This window comes from Mycobacterium sp. (assembly GCF_040509115.1).
Lineage (GTDB): Bacteria > Actinomycetota > Actinomycetes > Mycobacteriales > Mycobacteriaceae > Mycobacterium.
Window position 1 is genome coordinate 1 of sequence record NZ_JBEVLO010000151.1, and the last position, 17,329, is coordinate 17,329.

The window sequence follows — 17,329 nt, forward strand, 5'->3', positions numbered from 1 at the left end:
CGAGACACGCTCCCGCTGCGGGATCGTGAGGACTACTCGGATGACGAATTGCTCGACGAGATCCCGCGCGTCGCAGCTACGACGGCCAACGTCGAGGCAGACCTACGTGCCCGCGTGGACGAGCTTCGGCGGCGCGGAGTCGCGTGGTCCCGGATCGCCGCGGCGTTGGGCGTCACGCGACAGTCAGCCTGGGAACGCTTCACTCACGATTAGCTTGCGCTCCGAGGCGCCACCCTGACCGACGCCACCCTGACCGACAACGGATCGGTCTACACCTCACGATTCACCCACGGCCACAACGAGTCCGAATGAGTGCCGGCCACCCCAAAACCTAAGACGCGCCCGGCCACTTCCGCATCCGCCAGCCACCACATCGCCCCCGACCACAACTACTGGCGCAACCAACAAAAAAACCCGGCCAAAGGCCGGGCTTCTCTGTAACCGGTGACTCGACTCATCTGTAACCGATGACCCGACTCACCACAATTGTGGGCGAAGGGGGACTTGAACCCCCACGTCCCGAAGGACACTGGCACCTGAAGCCAGCGCGTCTGCCATTCCGCCACTCGCCCCAACAACCGGGAGAGACTATCACGCACCCGGCCTGGTTCCCCAAACCGTGCAGGTGAAGCAATGCTGGCCGCCACCAGCGCCCTGACCTGCCGCAATCCGATTCTCAGAGTTCTGTTGGTCACGCTCGAATGCCGTTGGCCGATACCATGCACGAAGGCACGGCGACGGTCGACACGCAGGTCCACGGACTGTGACGGCCGCGACCGACTACGACGGACAGCGAGGCAGGCGGTGGTATGGGACTCGTCGACCGGTTCGAGCGCAGGCTCGAGTCGACCGTCGGTGACACCTTTGCGCGTGTCTTCGGCGGTTCGATCGTTCCGCAGGAAGTCGAGGCGATGCTTCAGCGCGAAGCGGACTCCGGCGCACGAGAAGTTGGTAGCGGCCGCATTTTGGCACCCAACGAGTACGTCATTACCCTCAGTGCATCCGATTTCCACAAGGTGCGCGCCGACCCCGACCTCACGCCGACGACTTTTGCCCGATACCTGAAGGGGTATATCCATGATCAAGGGTGGCAAACGTATGGTGATGTGGTCGTTGGGTTCGAGGCGTCACCAAACCTACACACCGGCCAGTACCGCACACGTGGGGCTGTCAATCCCGACTCAACCAGCGGCGAAACCGCCCCTGCTCCACCAGACCGTGCGCACACCGCAGAACCAGGAGTTCCACCGATGACCGACAACCCGAGCTACCGCGGCGGCCAGGGACAGGGGCAGCCAGGCGACGACTACTACGACTACGGCCGCCAAGGTGAGGAGCCCCGCGCCCCGTATCCGCCGGAGGGCGGCTACCCGCCCGCCGCTCCCCCGCAGCCGCCGCAGCCGGGTGGTTACGAGCAGGGCGGCTACCCCGGTGGCGGCTACCCCGAGCAGGGCGGCTACCCGCCCGCGGGATACGACCAGCGTCAGGGTGGCTACGGGCCGCCGCCCGGCGGTGGATACGGCGACCAGGGTTACCGTCAGGCACCTCCCGGATACGGCCCGCCGCCCGCGGGCGCTCCCGGCGGCTACGGTCAGCCCGAGCAGGGCGGGTACGACTACGGCCGTCCCCCGGCCGTCCCCCCGCGCGCCGACGATTACGGCCGTGGCGAGCCCCAGCGCCCCGCGTACCCCGATCAAGGCGGCTACCCGGACCAGGGCGGCTACGGCGGCGAGCAGCAGGGTGGGTACCCGGATCAGGGTGGCTACGGCGGCTATGGAGGCGAGCAGGGCGGCTACGGCGCCCAGGCCTACGGCGGCGCCAGGCCGGACTATGCCCAGCCCGAATACGGAGCCCAGCCCGAATACGGGGCCCAGCCCGAATACGGGGCCCAGCCCGAGTACGGAGCCCAGCCCGACTACGGCCGCTACGGCGAGCCGGCAGCACCCCAGGGGTACGGCGCTCCCGCCGACCAGGGCTACGGCGCTCCGGCCGACCAGGGTTACGGGCAGGCCGGCTACGACTACGGTCAACCCCCGGCAGCGGCTCCGGCCGCCGCACCCGGATACGGCTATGGCGGCGGTGTCGGCGGCACCAACGTCACCCTGCAGCTCGATGACGGCAGTGGCCGCACGTACCAGCTGCGGGAGGGCGCCAACGTCATCGGTCGTGGCCAGGACGCCCAGTTCCGGCTGCCGGACACCGGCGTTTCGCGACGCCACCTGGAAATCCGGTGGGACGGACAGGTCGCCCTGTTGTCCGACCTCAACTCCACCAACGGCACGACGGTGAACAACGCTCCCGTTCAGGAGTGGCAGCTGGCCGATGGCGACACCATCCGCCTCGGCCACTCCGAGATCATCGTCCGCGTTCACTGAGGACTCAGGCTGGTCACGGCTCAGAGGCAAGCCGATGCTTCGACCTCACACCGGCGACCGGCCCAAGTATCGTGACGTTGCCGACGGAGCCGATGCGGACCGGCAGGCGGGAGCCCAGCGCCCTGGCCTGCCGTGCCGGGGATTTGGCGCAGCGACAGCGGGACGGTGACGGAGAGGACGTCGGATGCAGGGGATAGTGCTGCAGCTGACCCGCGTCGGTTTCCTCCTGCTGCTGTGGCTGTTCATCTGGTCGGTCTTGCGCATCCTTCGCAACGACATCTATGCCCCGACGGGCGCGGTGATGGTCAAGCGGGGCCTTGCGCTGCGAGGGACGCTGCTGCCCAGCCGCGGCCAACGCCGGAACACACCCCGGCAGATGATCGTCACCGAAGGGGCCTTGACGGGCACCCGAATCCAACTCGGCAGCCAGCCGGTTCTGATCGGACGCGCCGACGACTCGACGCTCGTGTTGACCGACGACTACGCCTCGACACGGCATGCCCGGCTCTCGCCGCGCGGGTCCGAATGGTACGTCGAGGACCTAGGATCGACCAACGGTACATACCTTGACAGGGCGAAGGTGACGACGGCAGTAAGGGTTCCGATGGGAACGCCGGTGCGAATCGGCAAGACGGTAATCGAGCTGCGCCCGTGATCCCGCGCACGCGAGGAGCGATCCAACACCCGCGCACGCGAGGAGCAGGATGACCCTCGTTCTGCGTTATACGGCGCGCAGCGACCGCGGGCTCGTCCGCGCCAACAACGAAGACTCCGTGTATGCAGGCGCCCGGTTGCTGGCGCTGGCCGACGGCATGGGCGGGCACGCCGCAGGCGAAGTCGCGTCTCAGCTGGTGATCGCCGCGCTCGCGCACCTCGATGACGACGAACCGGGCGGCGATCTGCTCAGCCAGCTCAACTCCGCCGTCCATCAGGGGAACTCCGCGATCGCCGCGCACGTCGAGGCGGACCCCGAGCTCGAGGGCATGGGCACCACCCTTACGGCAATCCTGTTCGCGGGCAATCGACTTGGCCTCGTCCACATCGGCGACTCCCGGGGCTACCTCCTTCGCGACGGCGAACTCACCCAGATCACCAAGGACGACACCTTCGTCCAGACGCTGGTCGACGAAGGCCGCATCACCGCCGAGGAGGCGCACAGCCACCCCCAACGGTCGCTGATCATGCGCGCGCTGACCGGACACGAAGTCGAGCCGACCCTGACGGTGCGCGAAGCCCACGCAGGCGATCGCTACCTGCTGTGCTCGGACGGGCTGTCCGATCCGGTCAGCCACGACACCATCCTCGACGCCCTGCAGATCCCCGACGTCGTCGAAAGTGCCGACAGGCTCATCGAAATGGCGTTGCGCGGAGGCGGGCCCGACAACGTGACCGTGGTGGTCGCCGACGTCGTCGACTACGAATACGGCCAAACCCAACCGATTCTGGCCGGCGCGGTGTCCGGCATCGACGACCACAGCGCTCCCCCGAACACGGCCGCTGGTCGGGCCTCGGCATTCAATCCGCGCCGAGCCGAGGCCGCCAAGCGACCCTCGACCGAACCCGAACCGCCACCGAAGAAGAAGCGGTCCCGGCGCACCATCGTCTTCGCGGCGATCCTCCTGGTCCTGGTGATCGTCGCGGGCCTCGCCGTCGCCCGGATGTGGATCCGTAGCTACTACTACGTCGGCGAACGCGACAACGCCGTCTTCATCATGCGGGGCCTGCCAGGAACCGTGTTGGGAGTTCCCCTGCAGGAGACCGCCTATCGCGCCTGCATCGACGCGCGCGGCCAGGTGACGAACGTCGGCGTCGACGACGGCAACAACTGCAGCGCCCTCCAACTCGACGATCTGCGTCCCGCCGAACGCGCCCAGGTGGTGGCGGGAACACAGGGCACCGACGAGGAGAGCGCGCTGGAGCAGCTGCGCCAGCTCAACGGATCCGTGCTTCCCACCTGTGCGTCGCTCACCCCGCGCACCACCACGACGACGCCGCCCCCGCGGCCCACCGCCTCCAGCGCCACACCAGCTCCCGTCAGCCCCACCGATTCCCCGACCGCGGCGAGCGCCCCGCCCCCGCGCGGCCCGGCACCGGGTCCTGCGCCTGAGACGCCGACGACCGTCACGGGTCCCCCGCCGACGCCCGCACCCCCGCCGGGGTCCCCCACGGATTCCCAGCCGACGCCGACGTCCGAGGCGCCGTCCCCCACACCGCTGCCACGCCAGATTCCCGAGCCGGGCACCAACTGTCGGCAGACGTCATGAGCACGCAGCCGCAGGCGGCCGTGACCGTCGTGCCGCCGTTGCCCAACCGCCGCAACGCGGAACTGATGCTGCTCGGCTTCGCCGCGGCGATCACCACCATCGCGCTGCTCATCGTCGAGACCACCCAGGAGCAGGGCCTGCGCTGGGATCTCGCGCAGTACACGGTCGGTTTCCTGGTGCTGTTCGGCGCCGCCCACCTGGCGGTGCGGCGTTACGCGCCCTACGCCGACCCGCTGCTGCTCCCCGTCGTTGCACTGCTGAATGGCCTGGGGCTGGTCATGATTCACCGCCTGGACCTGGCCGAGGGACCATTGACCGAGGGCGCTGCCCGCGGGCCGAGCGCCAACCAGCAGATGCTCTGGACGCTGCTCGGGGTGGTCGCCTTCATCCTCGTCGTCGTCTTCCTCACCGACCACCGGATGCTCGCGCGCTACGGCTACGTCTGCGGCCTGGTGGGTCTGATCTTGTTGGTCATCCCGGCTCTGCTGCCCCGCTCGATGTCCGAACAGAACGGCGCGAAGATCTGGATTCGCCTGCCGGGCTTCTCGATTCAGCCGGCGGAGATCTCGAAGATCCTGCTGCTGATCTTCTTCGCCGCCGTCCTGGTGGCCAAGCGCAACCTGTTCACCAGCGCGGGCAAGCACTACCTCGGCATGGACCTGCCCCGCCCGCGCGACCTCGCGCCCCTGCTCGCGGCGTGGATCGCGTCCGTCGGCGTCATGGTCTTCGAGAAAGACCTCGGCACCTCGCTACTGCTGTACGCCTCGTTCCTGATCCTCGTCTACGTCGCCACGGAGCGCCTCAGCTGGGTTCTGTTGGGCCTCACCCTGTTTGCGGCGGGCAGCGTGGCCGCGTACTACGCCTTCGGGCACGTCCAGGTCCGCGTGCAGAACTGGTTGGATCCCTTCGCCGACCCGTCGGGCGCGGGCTACCAGATGGTCCAGTCGCTGTTCAGCTTCGCCACCGGCGGCATCTTCGGGACCGGACTCGGCAACGGGCAGCCCGAGACCGTGCCCGCGGCCTCGACGGACTTCATCATCGCCGCCATCGGTGAGGAGCTCGGCTTCGTCGGCTTCGCCGGGGTGCTGATGCTGTACACGATCGTCATCATCCGCGGTCTGCGTACCGCGCTGGCAGTCCGCGACAGCTTCGGCAAATTGCTGGCCGCTGGGTTGGCGTCCACCCTGGCGATCCAGTTGTTCATCGTCGTCGGGGGCGTCACGAAACTCATCCCGCTGACCGGGCTCACCACCCCGTGGCTGTCCTACGGCGGCTCCTCGCTTCTGGCGAACTACGTGCTGCTCGCCATCTTGATCCGCATCTCGCACTCGGCGCGCAGGCCCATCACCACCAAGGCGGCCAACGACACTCCGATCGCCTCCGCGCACACGGAGGTGATCGGCCGCGTATGAACACCTCCCTGCGCCGGATCTCCCTGGCGATCATGGCCTTGATCGTGCTGCTGCTCGCCAATGCCACACTGACACAAGTGTTTCGGGCCGACGGGCTGCGGTCGGATCCGCGCAACCAGCGGATCCTGCTCGACGAGTACTCCCGGCAGCGCGGCCAGATCTCGGCGGGCGGCCAGCTGCTTGCCATCTCGAAGGCCACCGACGGGCACTTCCGGTTCCTGCGGGAGTATCCGAACCCACAAACCTACGCACCGGTGACCGGCTTCTACTCGCTGCTGTACTCCAGCACCGGACTCGAGCGCGCCGAGGACACCGTGCTCAACGGCTCCGACGAGCGCCTGTTCGGCAGGCGGCTGGCCGACTTCTTCACTGCCCGCGACCCGCGCGGCGGCAACGTGGCCACCACCATCAACCCCCAGGTCCAACAAGCGGCGTGGGACGCCATGCAGCAGGGCTGCAACGGGCCGTGCAAGGGCGCGGTCGTCGCGCTCGAACCGTCCACCGGAAAGATCCTCGCGATGGTGTCGGCACCCTCCTACGATCCCAACCTATTGGCGTCGCACGACGCGGCCGTGCAGTCCGCGGCGTGGCAGCAGTTGCGCGACGATCCCGACACCCCCCTGGTGAACCGCGCCATCTCCGAGATCTACCCTCCCGGATCGACGTTCAAGGTGATCACCACCGCGGCCGCACTCGCCAACGGGGCGACACCCGAGACCCAGGTGACCGCGGCGCCTCGAATTCCGTTGCCGGACAGCACCGCAACGCTGGAGAACTACGGCGGTACGTCATGCGGCGACGGGCCAACCACGACGCTGCGCAACGCCTTCGCCAGGTCGTGCAACACCGCATTCGTCGAACTTGGCATCAAAACCGGCACCGACGCGCTGCGCACCACGGCGCAGGCGTTCGGCCTGGACAGCGCTCCCCCGCCGATCCCGCTCCAGGTGGCCGGCTCCACGCTGGGCCCCATCGTCGACCAGGCCGCCCTCGGCATCTCCAGCATCGGCCAGAAGGACGTCGCGCTGACCCCGCTGCAGAACGCCATGATCGCGGCCACCATCGCCAATCGCGGCGTCACCATGCAGCCGTACCTCGTCGACGACCTGAAGGGTCCCGACCTCGCCAGCATCAACAGGACCTTCCCCATGCAGCTTCACCGGGCGGTGTCCCCGCAGGTCGCCACTACACTTACTAGCTTGATGAAGGATGCGGAGCAGGCCACCCAGCAGACCGGGGCCATCACCGGCGTCGACATCGCCTCCAAGACCGGCACGGCCGAACACGGCTCCGATCCACGCAACACCCCGCCGCATGCGTGGTACATCGCATTCGCTCCCGCGGAGGCACCCAAGGTGGCCGTTGCGGTACTAGTGGAGAATGGCGGCGACCGATTGTCCGCCACCGGCGGCGCACTGGCTGCGCCGATCGGCCGGGCCACCATAGCCGCGGCTCTGCGGGAGGGATCATGACCGCGCGCGTCGGAGTAACGCTGTCCGACCGCTACCGACTGCAGCGCCTCATCGCCACGGGCGGAATGGGCCAGGTCTGGGAGGGTCTCGACACGCGCCTTGGTCGGCAAGTGGCCATCAAGGTGCTCAAGGCCGAGTTCTCGACCGACCCCGAGTTCGTCGAGCGGTTCCGCTCCGAAGCACGCATCGTCGCGATGTTGAACCATCCCGGCATCGCCAGCGTCTACGACTACGGCGAGACCGAGTTGGACGACGCCGGTCGCACGGCCTACCTGGTGATGGAGATGGTCACCGGCGAACCGCTGAACTCCGTGCTCAAGCGCACCGGGCGGCTGTCGTTGCGCCACGCCCTCGACATGCTCGAGCAGACCGGCCGGGCCCTGCAGGTCGCCCACACCGCTGGGCTGGTGCACCGCGACGTGAAGCCGGGCAACATCCTGATCACCCCGACCGGGCAGGTGAAGCTCACCGACTTCGGCATCGCCAAGGCCGTCGACGCCGCGCCCGTCACCCAGACCGGCATGGTGATGGGCACTGCGCAGTACATCGCCCCCGAGCAGGCGCTCGGCCGTGACGCGACCGCCGCCAGCGACGTCTACTCACTCGGCGTCGTCGGCTACGAGTCGGTGGCAGGCCGTCGACCGTTCACCGGCGACGGCGCGCTGACGGTCGCCATGAAGCACATCAAGGAGCAGCCCGCGCCGCTGCCCGCGGACCTGCCGCCCAACGTGCGGGAACTCATCGAGATCAGCCTCCTCAAGGAGCCGACCCAGCGCTACCGCAGCGGCGGCACGTTCGCCGACGCCGTGGCTGCGGTGCGGGCCGGGCGCAGGCCGCCCCGTCCGAACCATGCCCCGTCCATCGGCCGAGCCACCCCGGCATCGATCCCCGGTGCACAGACGCGGCCTGTCCCCGACTACGGCGGCAGGCCCGCCACGTCGGCGGTGCGCACCCGTCCGCCCACCGGTAGCCACCGTCCCCCGCCGCCGAAGCGCACGTTCTCGTCCGGTCAGCGCGCGTTGCTGTGGGCTGCAGGCGTGCTCGGCACGCTGGCCATCATCATCGCGATCCTGATGGTGCTCAACGTGCAGAAGGGCAACCAGGACACGCCCGCACCCACCACCGAAACCAGCACGACGGTCCTGCCCGAGCCGTCCGCGACGCCTGGTGCCATGCCGGCGCCCCTGACCGACCCGCGGGTGGCCGGCGAACGCGGCGGGTACGCCGGGACGTCGCCGCCAGCCATAGAGCAGACCGTCCGATGACTACCCCCCAGCATCTGTCGGACCGCTACGAACTCGGAGAGATCCTCGGGTTCGGCGGCATGTCCGAGGTGCATCTGGCCCGCGACGTCCGCCTACACCGCGACGTCGCGGTCAAGGTGCTGCGCGCCGACCTCGCCCGCGACCCCAGCTTCTACCTGCGCTTCCGTCGGGAGGCGCAGAACGCGGCCGCCCTGAACCATCCCGCGATCGTCGCGGTGTACGACACGGGTGAGGCCGAGACGGCCACCGGCCCGCTGCCGTACATCGTGATGGAGTACGTCGACGGGGTCACTCTGCGCGACATCGTGCACAACGACGGCCCCATCGCCCCGCGCCGCGCCATCGAGATCATCGCCGACGCCTGCCAGGCCCTGAACTTCAGCCACCAGCACGGCATCATCCACCGCGACGTCAAACCCGCCAACATCATGATGAGCAAGACCGGTGCGGTGAAGGTGATGGACTTCGGCATCGCCAGGGCCCTTCACGACGGTGGCGTCAGCGTCACCCAGACCGCGGCCGTCATCGGCACCGCCCAGTATCTGTCGCCGGAACAGGCCCGCGGCGAGACCGTCGACGCCCGTTCCGACGTGTACTCGCTGGGCTGCGTGCTCTACGAGGTGCTGACCGGCGAGCCGCCCTTCGTCGGTGACTCCCCCGTCGCCGTCGCCTACCAACACGTGCGCGAAGATCCCGTCCCGCCCTCGGAACGCAACCCGGACCTGTCCCCCGATCTCGACGCGGTCGTCCTGAAGGCGCTGGCCAAGAACCCGGAGAATCGGTACCAGACCGCCGCCGACATGCGCACCGACCTGATCCGCGTGCACAGCGGAGAGGCCCCGGAGGCACCGAAGGTGTTCACCGACGCCGAGCGGACCTCGCTGCTGTCGTCGGGTCCGTACAACGCGCGACCGGCTGGCCGCAACCAGCCGCCGATGCACATCCCAGGCAATACCGACCAGTTTCCTGCGCACCAGCGCACCCATGTGCCGAGGGAACGCAAACCGGCCATCGGCAAGTGGTTCGCCGTCGTCGCGGTGCTGGTGGTGCTGACCGTCGTCGTGACGGTGCTGCTCAACTTCGTCGGCGGCAATCCCAGGGACGTGCAGATCCCCGACGTCACCGACCAGGCCTACGACGAGGCCGTCGTATCGCTGCAGAACCTGGGCTTCAAGACGATCCGCAACGGCCAGGACAGCTCGGACGTCCCCGTTGACCACGTCATCTCCACCGACCCGCCTGCCAACACGGCGGCCGCCCGCGACGACCAGATCACCATCAACGTGTCGACCGGTCCGAAGCAGGCGGAGGTCCCCGACGTCTCCAAGCTGATTCCCGGCGAGGCCGAACGCAAGCTCAAGGCCGCCGGGTTCGAGAACATCCGGGAGACCCCCGGTGTCTCGAGCCCCGAGGACAAGGGCCGCGTGACGGGCACCGTGCCACCAGCCAACTCGACGTCGGCGATCACCAACCAGATCACGATCGTCGTCGGAAGCGGCCCCAACACCAAGCAGATCCCCCAGGTGGAAGGCCAGACCATCGACGTGGCCACCCAGGTTCTCGTCGCCAACGGGTTCACCGCGCCGCCGATCCCGGTGGAGGTGGACGGACTCGGCTCGACCAAGGGTCAGGTGATGGGGACCATTCCCGCCGCGGGGGAGACCGTTCCTGTCGACACGCCGATCCAGGTGCAGGTGTCGCGCGGCAACCAGTTCGTGATGCCCGACCTTCGCGGCCAGTTCTGGGTGGACGCCGAGCCCCTGCTGCGCTCGATGGGATGGACGGGCGACCTGAACAAGCTCTCGAACGCGCAGAACAGCGGCTACCCGACGAACGCGGTCGCCACCCAGAGCCCGACCTCGGGGACGCCGATCAAGGTCGGCGACCCGATCACGCTGAGCTTCGCGCAGTAGCCGCGGCCACCGTGTCGGCCACCTCGCGCTCGAGCCGGCCGACCAAGTCCTCGTCGATCGGCAGCCCGCACACCTCCAGCCAGTTGGCCAGCATGCGGTGACCGCCCTCGGTGAGGATGGACTCCGGGTGAAATTGCACCCCGTGGATGGGCAGCGTGGCGTGCTGCACTCCCATCACGACGCCGCCCGACGTCCGCGCGGTGACCTGCAGGTCGGCGGGCATGGTGTCCGGCAGAATCGTCAGCGAGTGGTACCGCGTCGCCGTGAACGGATCCGGAAGTCCTTTCAGCACACCAACATTCGCGTGACCGACGCTGCTGGTCTTGCCGTGCAGCAGCTCTGGCGCACGGTCGACGGTGCCACCGAAGGCCACGCCGATCGCCTGGTGCCCCAGGCACACGCCAAGTAGGGGAGTCGAGGCGGCGGCGCACGCCAGGACCAGAGGGATCGACACGCCGGCGCGTTCTGGCGTGCCAGGCCCGGGGCTCAGCAGAATGCCGTCGAAATCCGCCGCGGCCTTGGCGACGTCGGCGTCGGAAGCGAGCCGCGCGTCGTCGTTGCGCCACACCTCGGCGTGCACGCCCAACTGCCCGAGGTACTGGACCAGGTTGAAGACGAAGCTGTCGTAATTGTCGACGACGAGAACGCGCATCAGGCCAGGTTACTGGGTGCGCGCGGACGCCGAGCCTGCGGTGAGGGCGACCGTCACTCGCACTTCGTCGCCGTAGCCGCAGAGTCGGTGCGAAACGCTAGTAGCCCAGCGGGCCCGCGGCCTTCGCGAACCGCATCCTCACGGCAGGCGGGTAGCCGACCACGTCGACCCGCGCCTTGGGCTCCTCCACGTACCCCAGCCCGAACCGCGCGACGTAGCGCCGGTAGAGCACGACGTTCGGTGCGTCCGCCAGCGCGGCCTGCATCGCCTGGGCATCGCCGATCGCGGTGACCACGTACGGCGGGCTGTACGTACGCCCGTTGAGCAGCAGCGTGTTCCCCACACACAGCGGCGCCGAGGTGGCCACGATCCGCTGATCCTGCATCTGGATCGCTTCGGCGCCCGCACTCCACATCGCATTCAGCACGGCCTCGATGTCCTGCTGATGGACCACCAGGTCGTCGGCGGAGGCGTCGCCGGGGAACCTGCCCTCCGCGTCGCGCTGCGCATCGTCGAGCGTCACCACCAGACCGGGTCCCCGCATCGGCGTCAGCCCGGCGTCGATCGCCAACCCATCGGCCCGACCGGTGATCGCCGTCAACGCGGCATCGGCGGACGGGGAGCCCCCGTGGTGGTTGTCCACCTGGTCCACGAACGTCTCGCGTTGAGCCGACAACCGGTCGACGGAGACCTGCGCATCGCGCACCAGGTCAACCAGCCGCGGGGCATCGCTGCGCCGAATCTCGGTACCACCGGAGACCGTGTGAGTGGTAGCCAGCAGCAAGCCGGCGCACAGGCACACCACGGGGACGCCCAAGCGCCACGGCGAGCGGCCGGCACGGGCCATGGGTTTTCTCCTCCCCGCCGCCTGCTGCGTTAGGCTCTGGGTTGCATCCGCTCCATCGTCGCACTAAGTGGCCGGTCGTTGCACCGACGCCGGACGCGACGCCGACTGTCTCGAAGGTACCCATGCCCAAGTCCAAGGTTCGCAAGAAGAACGACTTCACGATCAACCCGGTGAGCCGGACGCCCGTCAAGGTAAAGGCGGGCCCCTCGGCGACGTGGTTCGTGGTGTTGTTCATCGGCTTGATGCTGATCGGCTTGCTCTGGCTGCTGGTCTTTCAGCTCGCGGCGACCAACCCGGTGGACGCGCCGAGCTTTCTCACCTGGATGGCCAATCTTGCCCAGTGGAACTACGCGATCGCGTTTGCCTTCATGATCACGGGCTTGTTGCTCACGATGCGCTGGCGGTGAGCCGTCCGGCCGCCAGGATGAATTCAACTTGGTGTCGTCGCGTTTCCTTTTTGGCAACCTCCGGGTCACCCAATCACACCGATGTTATTCATCCCCATTGGGGATAGCACTTGTGGATAACACGATCACCCGCGCGTAGAGGGGTCTTCGGCCCAATGCAGCAAACTCAATGGAGCCCGCCCACCGGCGGAATCGCAGCATGCGGCTTCTTCGGTCTTGCGATGGCTATCGCCGCTGTGACCGTAGTCACAGACACCCCTGGGCGTGTGCTCGCGGGGATTGCCGCAGTGGGTTTACTGACGTTTGCAAGCATGTCGTGGCGGGCGAGGCCAAAACTGGCAATCACCGCCCACGGTTTGGCCGTCAAGGGCTGGTTCGGCACCCAGGTCTACCCGCGTCACGACATCGCCAAGATCCGCATCACCGAGTTCCGTCGCATCGGTCGCAAGGTCCGCCTGCTGGAGGTGGACACCGTCGCCGACGACCGGCTGATGGTGTTCACGCGCTGGGATCTGGGGTCCGACCCACTCCACGTCCTAGACGCGCTCACCGAGGCCGGTTACGCGGGCCGCTGACGCGCGACGAATCCGCGGCGGGACCGAGGTGCCACGCCGCGGACCGTGCGGGCTAGCAGATGCGGCGCTAGGAGATGGTGATCGAGTCGATGACGACGGGCTCGGTCGGCCGGTCGCCTGCACCGGTGGGGGTGTTGCCGATCTCGTCGACGACCTTCTGCGACTCGGGGTCGACGACCTCACCGAAGATGGTGTGCTTGCGATTCAGGTGCGGCGTCTTGGCGACCGTGATGAAGAACTGTGAGCCGTTGGTGCCGGGACCCGCGTTGGCCATGGCCAACAGGTACGGCTTGTCGAAGACCAACTCGGGGTGGAACTCGTCGGCGAACTTGTAGCCGGGTCCGCCGCGGCCGGTGCCCGTCGGGTCGCCGCCCTGCAACATGAAACCGGAGATGACGCGGTGGAACACCGCTCCGTCGTAGAACGGCCCGGACGTGCCGCCAGACGCGTTCTCGGTGCTGTAGTCCTTGGTTCCCTGAGCCAAACCGACGAAGTTGCCGACGGTCTTGGGGGCGTGATTACCGAAGAGCGCAATCTTGATGTCACCGCGGTTGGTGTGCAGTGTCGCGGTCGCTGTCTGTATGGGGCTCGTCACGGGATGCCAGTGTGCCATTTCGGGTTTGACGCCTGAGTTCCGGCCCCCTCCCAAAAGACACCGAATAGGGTGGTCGCCATGAGCCCCACGACCATCACCGCGCGCCTCACTCCGACCCAGCGAATCGCGCGCGGGCTGAAGTACTCGACGGTCGGGCCCGTCGACCTCACCAGGGGCACCATCGGCGTAGGCGTCAACTCCGTTCGCTCATCGGCGGCCTGGGTCGGCAAGCGCTACCGCAGCGGCCGGATCAAGAGTCAGCTGAGCAAGGATCTCGCCGTGGCGCAGGGGGCCATCGCCAGTGAATTGGCCGCCGCCCAGGAAGTGGTCGCGAACATCCCGCTGGCGCTGCAGCAGGCGCGCAAGGGGAGGCGTCGACCCCGGCCGCTGGTGCTGATCGGCGTCGGGGCGGCCGTCCTCGCGGTGGGCGCCGTGAGCTTCTCCATCATCAGGCGTTCCACGCAGCCCGAGCCCTCACCGCTGCCGCCGAGTGTGGACGTTCCGCCCAGGCCCTGAGCCAAGCGCCGCAGGTCTGGGCCGCTGGGGCAGGAGACTTTTGTTTGTGGAGCCTAGGGGATTCGAACCCCTGACATCTGCCTTGCAAAGGCAGCGCTCTACCAACTGAGCTAAGGCCCCTCGTTTCGATCAGCTCGGCTGATCGGCGGCCACGTGCCATACCTCGAGGCGGTTGCGCGACCTGACGATCACCACCGCCGTCGCGAGAAGAGCGAGCACCACGAACAACCTCACAGTGCACCTCTCTCAGTAGGGCCAACCGTGGGCCTGGGAGGACTCGAACCTCCGACCTCTTCGTTATCAGCGAAGCGCTCTAACCACCTGAGCTACAGGCCCGTGTACCAACACGGCCGAGGGACGAGGTTACCGCAACGGCGCCCGTGGTCCCAAACCGCGCGGCTCTGGGCCGCGATGAGTCACGTCGGACCGACGGTCGGGCACGTCGGCGGGCCGACGATCAATCCCTGTCGGCGAGGGTCACCTCGATGCCTCCGACCAGATCGGTGGTGAGGTTGTAGATGAACGCACCGCACGTCGCCATCGCCGTGAGCAGCACGATGTTGACCAGACCGATGAGCGCTGCGCCGCCGAAAATCGTTCCGCTGGAGACCAATTCGCCACCGCTCCCGCTGGCACTGGTGAGCAGATCACCGACGTTGCTGTTCAGCTTGCTCCACACCCCCATGCCACCGAGGACCAGGTACAGGAACGCGATCGCGATCATCCATACGAAGAACAACGCAACACTGAGCACCAGCGAGACCTTCAACACGCTCCACGGGTCGAAGCGCCGCACCTGCATGCTCGCGCGGACCGGCCCCTGCGACCGGCTCCCGGCCTGACTGCGGGTGACGGGCCGCGCCGGCGCCTCCGTGCCCGACGTGCGCTCGGTGCCCGGCTTCCGGGCCCGTGGCGTGCCGCCGGACAGGTCGGGAAGCTCGCTGGCGTACGTCTCCGGACGCGTCGGCTCCGGCCGTTCGTTCCTGGCCGGCTGTGCAGCCGGTTCGGGATCGCGCGCGGGGGCCGGCTCACGTGTCGGTGTCGGTGTCGACGCCGACGGCGACGCGGCCGGGCCGCCCGCGATGAACCGGTTGAGCCTGGCGTCGGTTCCGGGGGAGTGTCCCGTGGGTGCGCCTGACCGTGAACCTTCGGGCCGGGGTCCATCAGGACGTGGCCCGTCAGGGCGGGGACCATCGGGACGTGGTCCGTCGGGCCGGGGCCCATCGGGGCGCGGGCCCTCGTGGGGTTGACTCTCGCCGGGGCGGCTAGGCCTGCTGCGCGCGGTGCCTCGTTGCCACGGGGGTACGCCCTCGCCCGGCGCGCCGGAGCCTGTCCCACTGCCGCTCGGGACACCCTCGTGGGCGCCGTTGGAGCCGTTGGTCGCGCCTGGACTCTCGCCCGTGCGCGGTGGTCCAGGCTCGTTCGGTGAACTCACCTACGGGCTCCTTAGCTTCGGGCCGGCTGCCAGGCGGCAGTCGGCTTGCAGACATCTCGACATTACGACGGGTCGGTCTCGGCGTCGTCTGCGTCGTCCTCTGCATCCTCGTCGGCGTTGCGGGCAACGGCAATCAGTGTGTCGCCATCGCCGAGGTTCATCAACCTCACACCCTTGGTCTGACGCCCGGCCTTGCGGACCTGACGGGCCACGGTCCGGATGACGCCGCCGCCCGACGTGATCGCGTAGAGCTCGGTCTCCTCGTCGACGATCAGGGCCCCGACCAGTGTGCCGCGCCTGCGGTCGTACTGGATCGTGAGGATGCCCTTGCCGCCACGCCCCTGCGTCGTGTACTCCTCGATCGCGGTGCGCTTGGCATAGCCGCCCGACGTCGCGACCAGCAGATAGGTGCCCTCGCGAACGACGTTGAGCGACAGCAGTTCATCGTCCTCGTTGAATCGCATGCCCTGCACGCCGGAGGTCGCACGACCCATCGGTCGCAGTGCCTCATCCGTTGCGGAGAAGCGGATCGACTGGCCCTTCGCGGACACCAGGAGCAGGTCCTCGTCCGCGGAACACAGCACGGCACCGACCAGCTCGTCGCCGTCGCGAAGGTTCACCGCGACGATGCCTCCGGAGCGGTTCGAGTCGAAGTCGGTGAGCTTCGACTTCTTCACCAGACCGTTCTTGGTGGCAAGCACGAGATACGGAGCGTCCTCGTACCCCTTGATTTGGATGACCTGCGCGATGCGCTCCTCCGGCTGGAAGGCCAACAGGTTCGCCACGTGCTGACCACGCGCCGTCCGTGACGCCTCGGGCAGCTCGTAGGCCTTGGCGCGGTACACCCGGCCCTGCGTGGTGAAGAACAGGATCCAGTCGTGCGTCGAGCTGACGAAGAAGTGCCTGACGACGTCGTCCTGCTTGAGACCGGCACCCTGAACGCCCTTGCCGCCGCGCTTCTGGCTGCGGTACAGATCCGACTTGGTGCGCTTCGCGTACCCCGTCTCGGTGATCGTGACGACCACTTCCTCGCGGGCGATGAGATCCTCGTCGGCGACGTCGCCGTCGGCAGGGATGATGCGGGTACGACGGTCGTCGCCGTACTTCTCGACCAACTCGGCCAGCTCGTCGTGCACGATCGCGCGCTGACGTTCCGGCTTGGCCAGGATGTCCTCGAGGTCGGCGATCTCCGCCTCGATCTTGGCCAGGTCGTCGACGATGCGCTGGCGCTCGAGGGCAGCCAGCCGACGCAACTGCATGTCCAGGATGGCCTGGGCCTGGATGTCGTCGATGTCGAGCAACTCGATCAGGCCTGCGCGCGCGATGTCGACGGTCTGCGACGCCCGGATCAGGGCGATGACCTCGTCGAGGGCGTCGAGCGCCTTGACCAAGCCGCGCAAGATGTGTGCCCGCTCGTTGGCCTTGCGCAGCCGGTACGTGGTGCGCCGGACGATGACGTCCAACTGGTGCACGACGTACAGGCGAATCAACTGGTCGAGGCGCAACGTCCGAGGCACGCCGTCGACGATCGACAGCATGTTCGCGCCGAAGCTGGTCTGCAGCTGGGTGTGCTTGTAGAGGTTGTTCAGCACCACCTTGGC

15 protein-coding genes, 3 tRNA genes and 1 pseudogene are annotated in these 17,329 nt (G+C 68.0%); 11 read left to right on the forward strand and 8 right to left on the reverse strand.

Features of this window, described 5'->3' with window-relative positions; all coding sequences use genetic code 11:
- A pseudogene (locus tag ABW137_RS11215) lies at positions 1-213 on the forward strand (hypothetical protein); the annotation flags it as partial.
- 276 nt (positions 214-489) lie between these two features.
- Here ABW137_RS11215 and ABW137_RS11220 read toward each other — a convergent pair.
- Positions 490-572: transfer RNA gene (locus ABW137_RS11220), tRNA-Leu, on the reverse strand.
- 237 nt (positions 573-809) lie between these two features.
- On the opposite strand from ABW137_RS11220, the gene ABW137_RS11225 reads away from it, so the two are divergent.
- The 7 genes from ABW137_RS11225 to pknB all read left to right on the forward strand — a co-directional run bounded on the left by ABW137_RS11225 (position 810) and on the right by pknB (position 10,701).
- Positions 810-2,375, forward strand: coding sequence for an FHA domain-containing protein (locus tag ABW137_RS11225; RefSeq protein WP_526399841.1), 1,566 nt, complete (start codon positions 810-812; stop codon positions 2,373-2,375).
- A gap of 184 nt (positions 2,376-2,559) precedes the next feature.
- A complete protein-coding gene (locus tag ABW137_RS11230) occupies positions 2,560-3,030 on the forward strand; it encodes an FHA domain-containing protein FhaB/FipA (protein WP_526399843.1) in 471 nt (156 codons plus the stop codon).
- 49 nt (positions 3,031-3,079) lie between these two features.
- A complete protein-coding gene (locus ABW137_RS11235) occupies positions 3,080-4,639 on the forward strand; it encodes a PP2C family protein-serine/threonine phosphatase (protein ID WP_526399845.1) in 1,560 nt (519 codons plus the stop codon).
- Positions 4,636-6,051, forward strand: a complete 1,416-nt coding sequence (gene rodA / locus ABW137_RS11240; protein ID WP_526399847.1) for a peptidoglycan glycosyltransferase RodA — start codon at positions 4,636-4,638, stop codon at positions 6,049-6,051. The genes ABW137_RS11235 and rodA overlap by 4 nt, the downstream gene beginning before the upstream one ends.
- Positions 6,048-7,523 (forward strand): D,D-transpeptidase PbpA, encoded by a 1,476-nt coding sequence (gene pbpA, locus ABW137_RS11245; RefSeq protein ID WP_526399849.1) that lies wholly within the window; start codon positions 6,048-6,050, stop codon positions 7,521-7,523. Before rodA ends, pbpA begins: the two co-directional genes overlap by 4 nt.
- The gene (locus ABW137_RS11250; protein ID WP_526399851.1) at positions 7,520-8,788 is read left to right on the forward strand and encodes a protein kinase domain-containing protein; all 1,269 of its coding nucleotides are present in this window, start codon (positions 7,520-7,522) and stop codon (positions 8,786-8,788) included. Before pbpA ends, ABW137_RS11250 begins: the two co-directional genes overlap by 4 nt.
- On the forward strand, positions 8,785-10,701 hold the full coding sequence (gene pknB / locus ABW137_RS11255) for a Stk1 family PASTA domain-containing Ser/Thr kinase (RefSeq protein ID WP_526399853.1): 1,917 nt from the start codon (positions 8,785-8,787) through the stop codon (positions 10,699-10,701). The genes ABW137_RS11250 and pknB overlap by 4 nt, the downstream gene beginning before the upstream one ends.
- On the opposite strand, the gene ABW137_RS11260 is transcribed toward pknB, so the two are convergent.
- Complete coding sequence (locus ABW137_RS11260) at positions 10,679-11,353, reverse strand: aminodeoxychorismate/anthranilate synthase component II (RefSeq protein WP_526399855.1); 675 nt, start codon at positions 11,351-11,353, stop codon at positions 10,679-10,681. The two genes, pknB and ABW137_RS11260, sit on opposite strands and share 23 nt — an antisense overlap.
- Positions 11,354-11,450: 97 nt before the next feature.
- Positions 11,451-12,200: a DUF881 domain-containing protein gene (locus ABW137_RS11265; protein ID WP_526399857.1), complete on the reverse strand. Its 750-nt coding sequence runs from the start codon at positions 12,198-12,200 to the stop codon at positions 11,451-11,453.
- 122 nt (positions 12,201-12,322) lie between these two features.
- Here ABW137_RS11265 and crgA point away from each other — a divergent pair, with 122 nt between their 5' ends.
- Together crgA and ABW137_RS11275 are read left to right on the forward strand one after the other, a co-directional pair.
- Positions 12,323-12,607 carry a cell division protein CrgA gene (gene crgA / locus ABW137_RS11270; RefSeq protein WP_526399859.1) on the forward strand — a complete coding sequence of 95 codons (285 nt, stop codon included), beginning with the start codon at positions 12,323-12,325 and terminating at the stop codon, positions 12,605-12,607.
- A gap of 155 nt (positions 12,608-12,762) precedes the next feature.
- Complete coding sequence (locus ABW137_RS11275; RefSeq protein ID WP_526399861.1) at positions 12,763-13,182, forward strand: PH domain-containing protein; 420 nt, start codon at positions 12,763-12,765, stop codon at positions 13,180-13,182.
- Between the two features lie 67 nt (positions 13,183-13,249).
- Here ABW137_RS11275 and ABW137_RS11280 read toward each other — a convergent pair whose 3' ends face one another.
- Positions 13,250-13,777, reverse strand: a complete 528-nt coding sequence (locus ABW137_RS11280) for a peptidylprolyl isomerase (protein ID WP_526399863.1) — start codon at positions 13,775-13,777, stop codon at positions 13,250-13,252.
- Positions 13,778-13,855: 78 nt separating this feature from the next.
- Between ABW137_RS11280 and cwsA the strand changes: the two genes are divergently transcribed.
- On the forward strand, positions 13,856-14,293 hold the full coding sequence (cwsA, locus tag ABW137_RS11285; RefSeq protein ID WP_526399865.1) for a cell wall synthesis protein CwsA: 438 nt from the start codon (positions 13,856-13,858) through the stop codon (positions 14,291-14,293).
- Between the two features lie 47 nt (positions 14,294-14,340).
- Here the strand turns inward: cwsA and ABW137_RS11290 are convergent.
- The 4 genes from ABW137_RS11290 to ABW137_RS11305 all read right to left on the reverse strand — a co-directional run.
- A tRNA-Ala gene (locus ABW137_RS11290) sits at positions 14,341-14,413 on the reverse strand.
- Between the two features lie 142 nt (positions 14,414-14,555).
- Positions 14,556-14,629: transfer RNA gene (locus ABW137_RS11295), tRNA-Ile, on the reverse strand.
- Between the two features lie 121 nt (positions 14,630-14,750).
- Positions 14,751-15,728 (reverse strand): DUF3566 domain-containing protein, encoded by a 978-nt coding sequence (locus ABW137_RS11300; protein WP_526399867.1) that lies wholly within the window; start codon positions 15,726-15,728, stop codon positions 14,751-14,753.
- A 62-nt stretch (positions 15,729-15,790) separates the two neighbouring features.
- Positions 15,791-17,329: DNA gyrase C-terminal beta-propeller domain-containing protein (locus ABW137_RS11305; protein WP_526399869.1), on the reverse strand; the 1,539-nt coding region annotated here is incomplete at its 5' end.

Bases quoted from the DNA above. Each gene is read 5' to 3' on its own strand.
- cwsA (WP_526399865.1), top strand. From the start codon at position 13,856: ATGAGCCCCACGACCATCACCGCGCGCCTCACTCCGACCCAGCGAATC.
- ABW137_RS11225 (WP_526399841.1), top strand. From the start codon at position 810: ATGGGACTCGTCGACCGGTTCGAGCGCAGGCTCGAGTCGACCGTCGGT.
- pbpA (WP_526399849.1), top strand. From the start codon at position 6,048: ATGAACACCTCCCTGCGCCGGATCTCCCTGGCGATCATGGCCTTGATC.
- ABW137_RS11260 (WP_526399855.1), bottom strand. From the start codon at position 11,353: ATGCGCGTTCTCGTCGTCGACAATTACGACAGCTTCGTCTTCAACCTG.
- ABW137_RS11235 (WP_526399845.1), top strand. From the start codon at position 3,080: ATGACCCTCGTTCTGCGTTATACGGCGCGCAGCGACCGCGGGCTCGTC.
- rodA (WP_526399847.1), top strand. From the start codon at position 4,636: ATGAGCACGCAGCCGCAGGCGGCCGTGACCGTCGTGCCGCCGTTGCCC.
- ABW137_RS11265 (WP_526399857.1), bottom strand. From the start codon at position 12,200: ATGGCCCGTGCCGGCCGCTCGCCGTGGCGCTTGGGCGTCCCCGTGGTG.
- crgA (WP_526399859.1), top strand. From the start codon at position 12,323: ATGCCCAAGTCCAAGGTTCGCAAGAAGAACGACTTCACGATCAACCCG.
- ABW137_RS11250 (WP_526399851.1), top strand. From the start codon at position 7,520: ATGACCGCGCGCGTCGGAGTAACGCTGTCCGACCGCTACCGACTGCAG.
- ABW137_RS11275 (WP_526399861.1), top strand. From the start codon at position 12,763: ATGCAGCAAACTCAATGGAGCCCGCCCACCGGCGGAATCGCAGCATGC.
- pknB (WP_526399853.1), top strand. From the start codon at position 8,785: ATGACTACCCCCCAGCATCTGTCGGACCGCTACGAACTCGGAGAGATC.
- ABW137_RS11230 (WP_526399843.1), top strand. From the start codon at position 2,560: ATGCAGGGGATAGTGCTGCAGCTGACCCGCGTCGGTTTCCTCCTGCTG.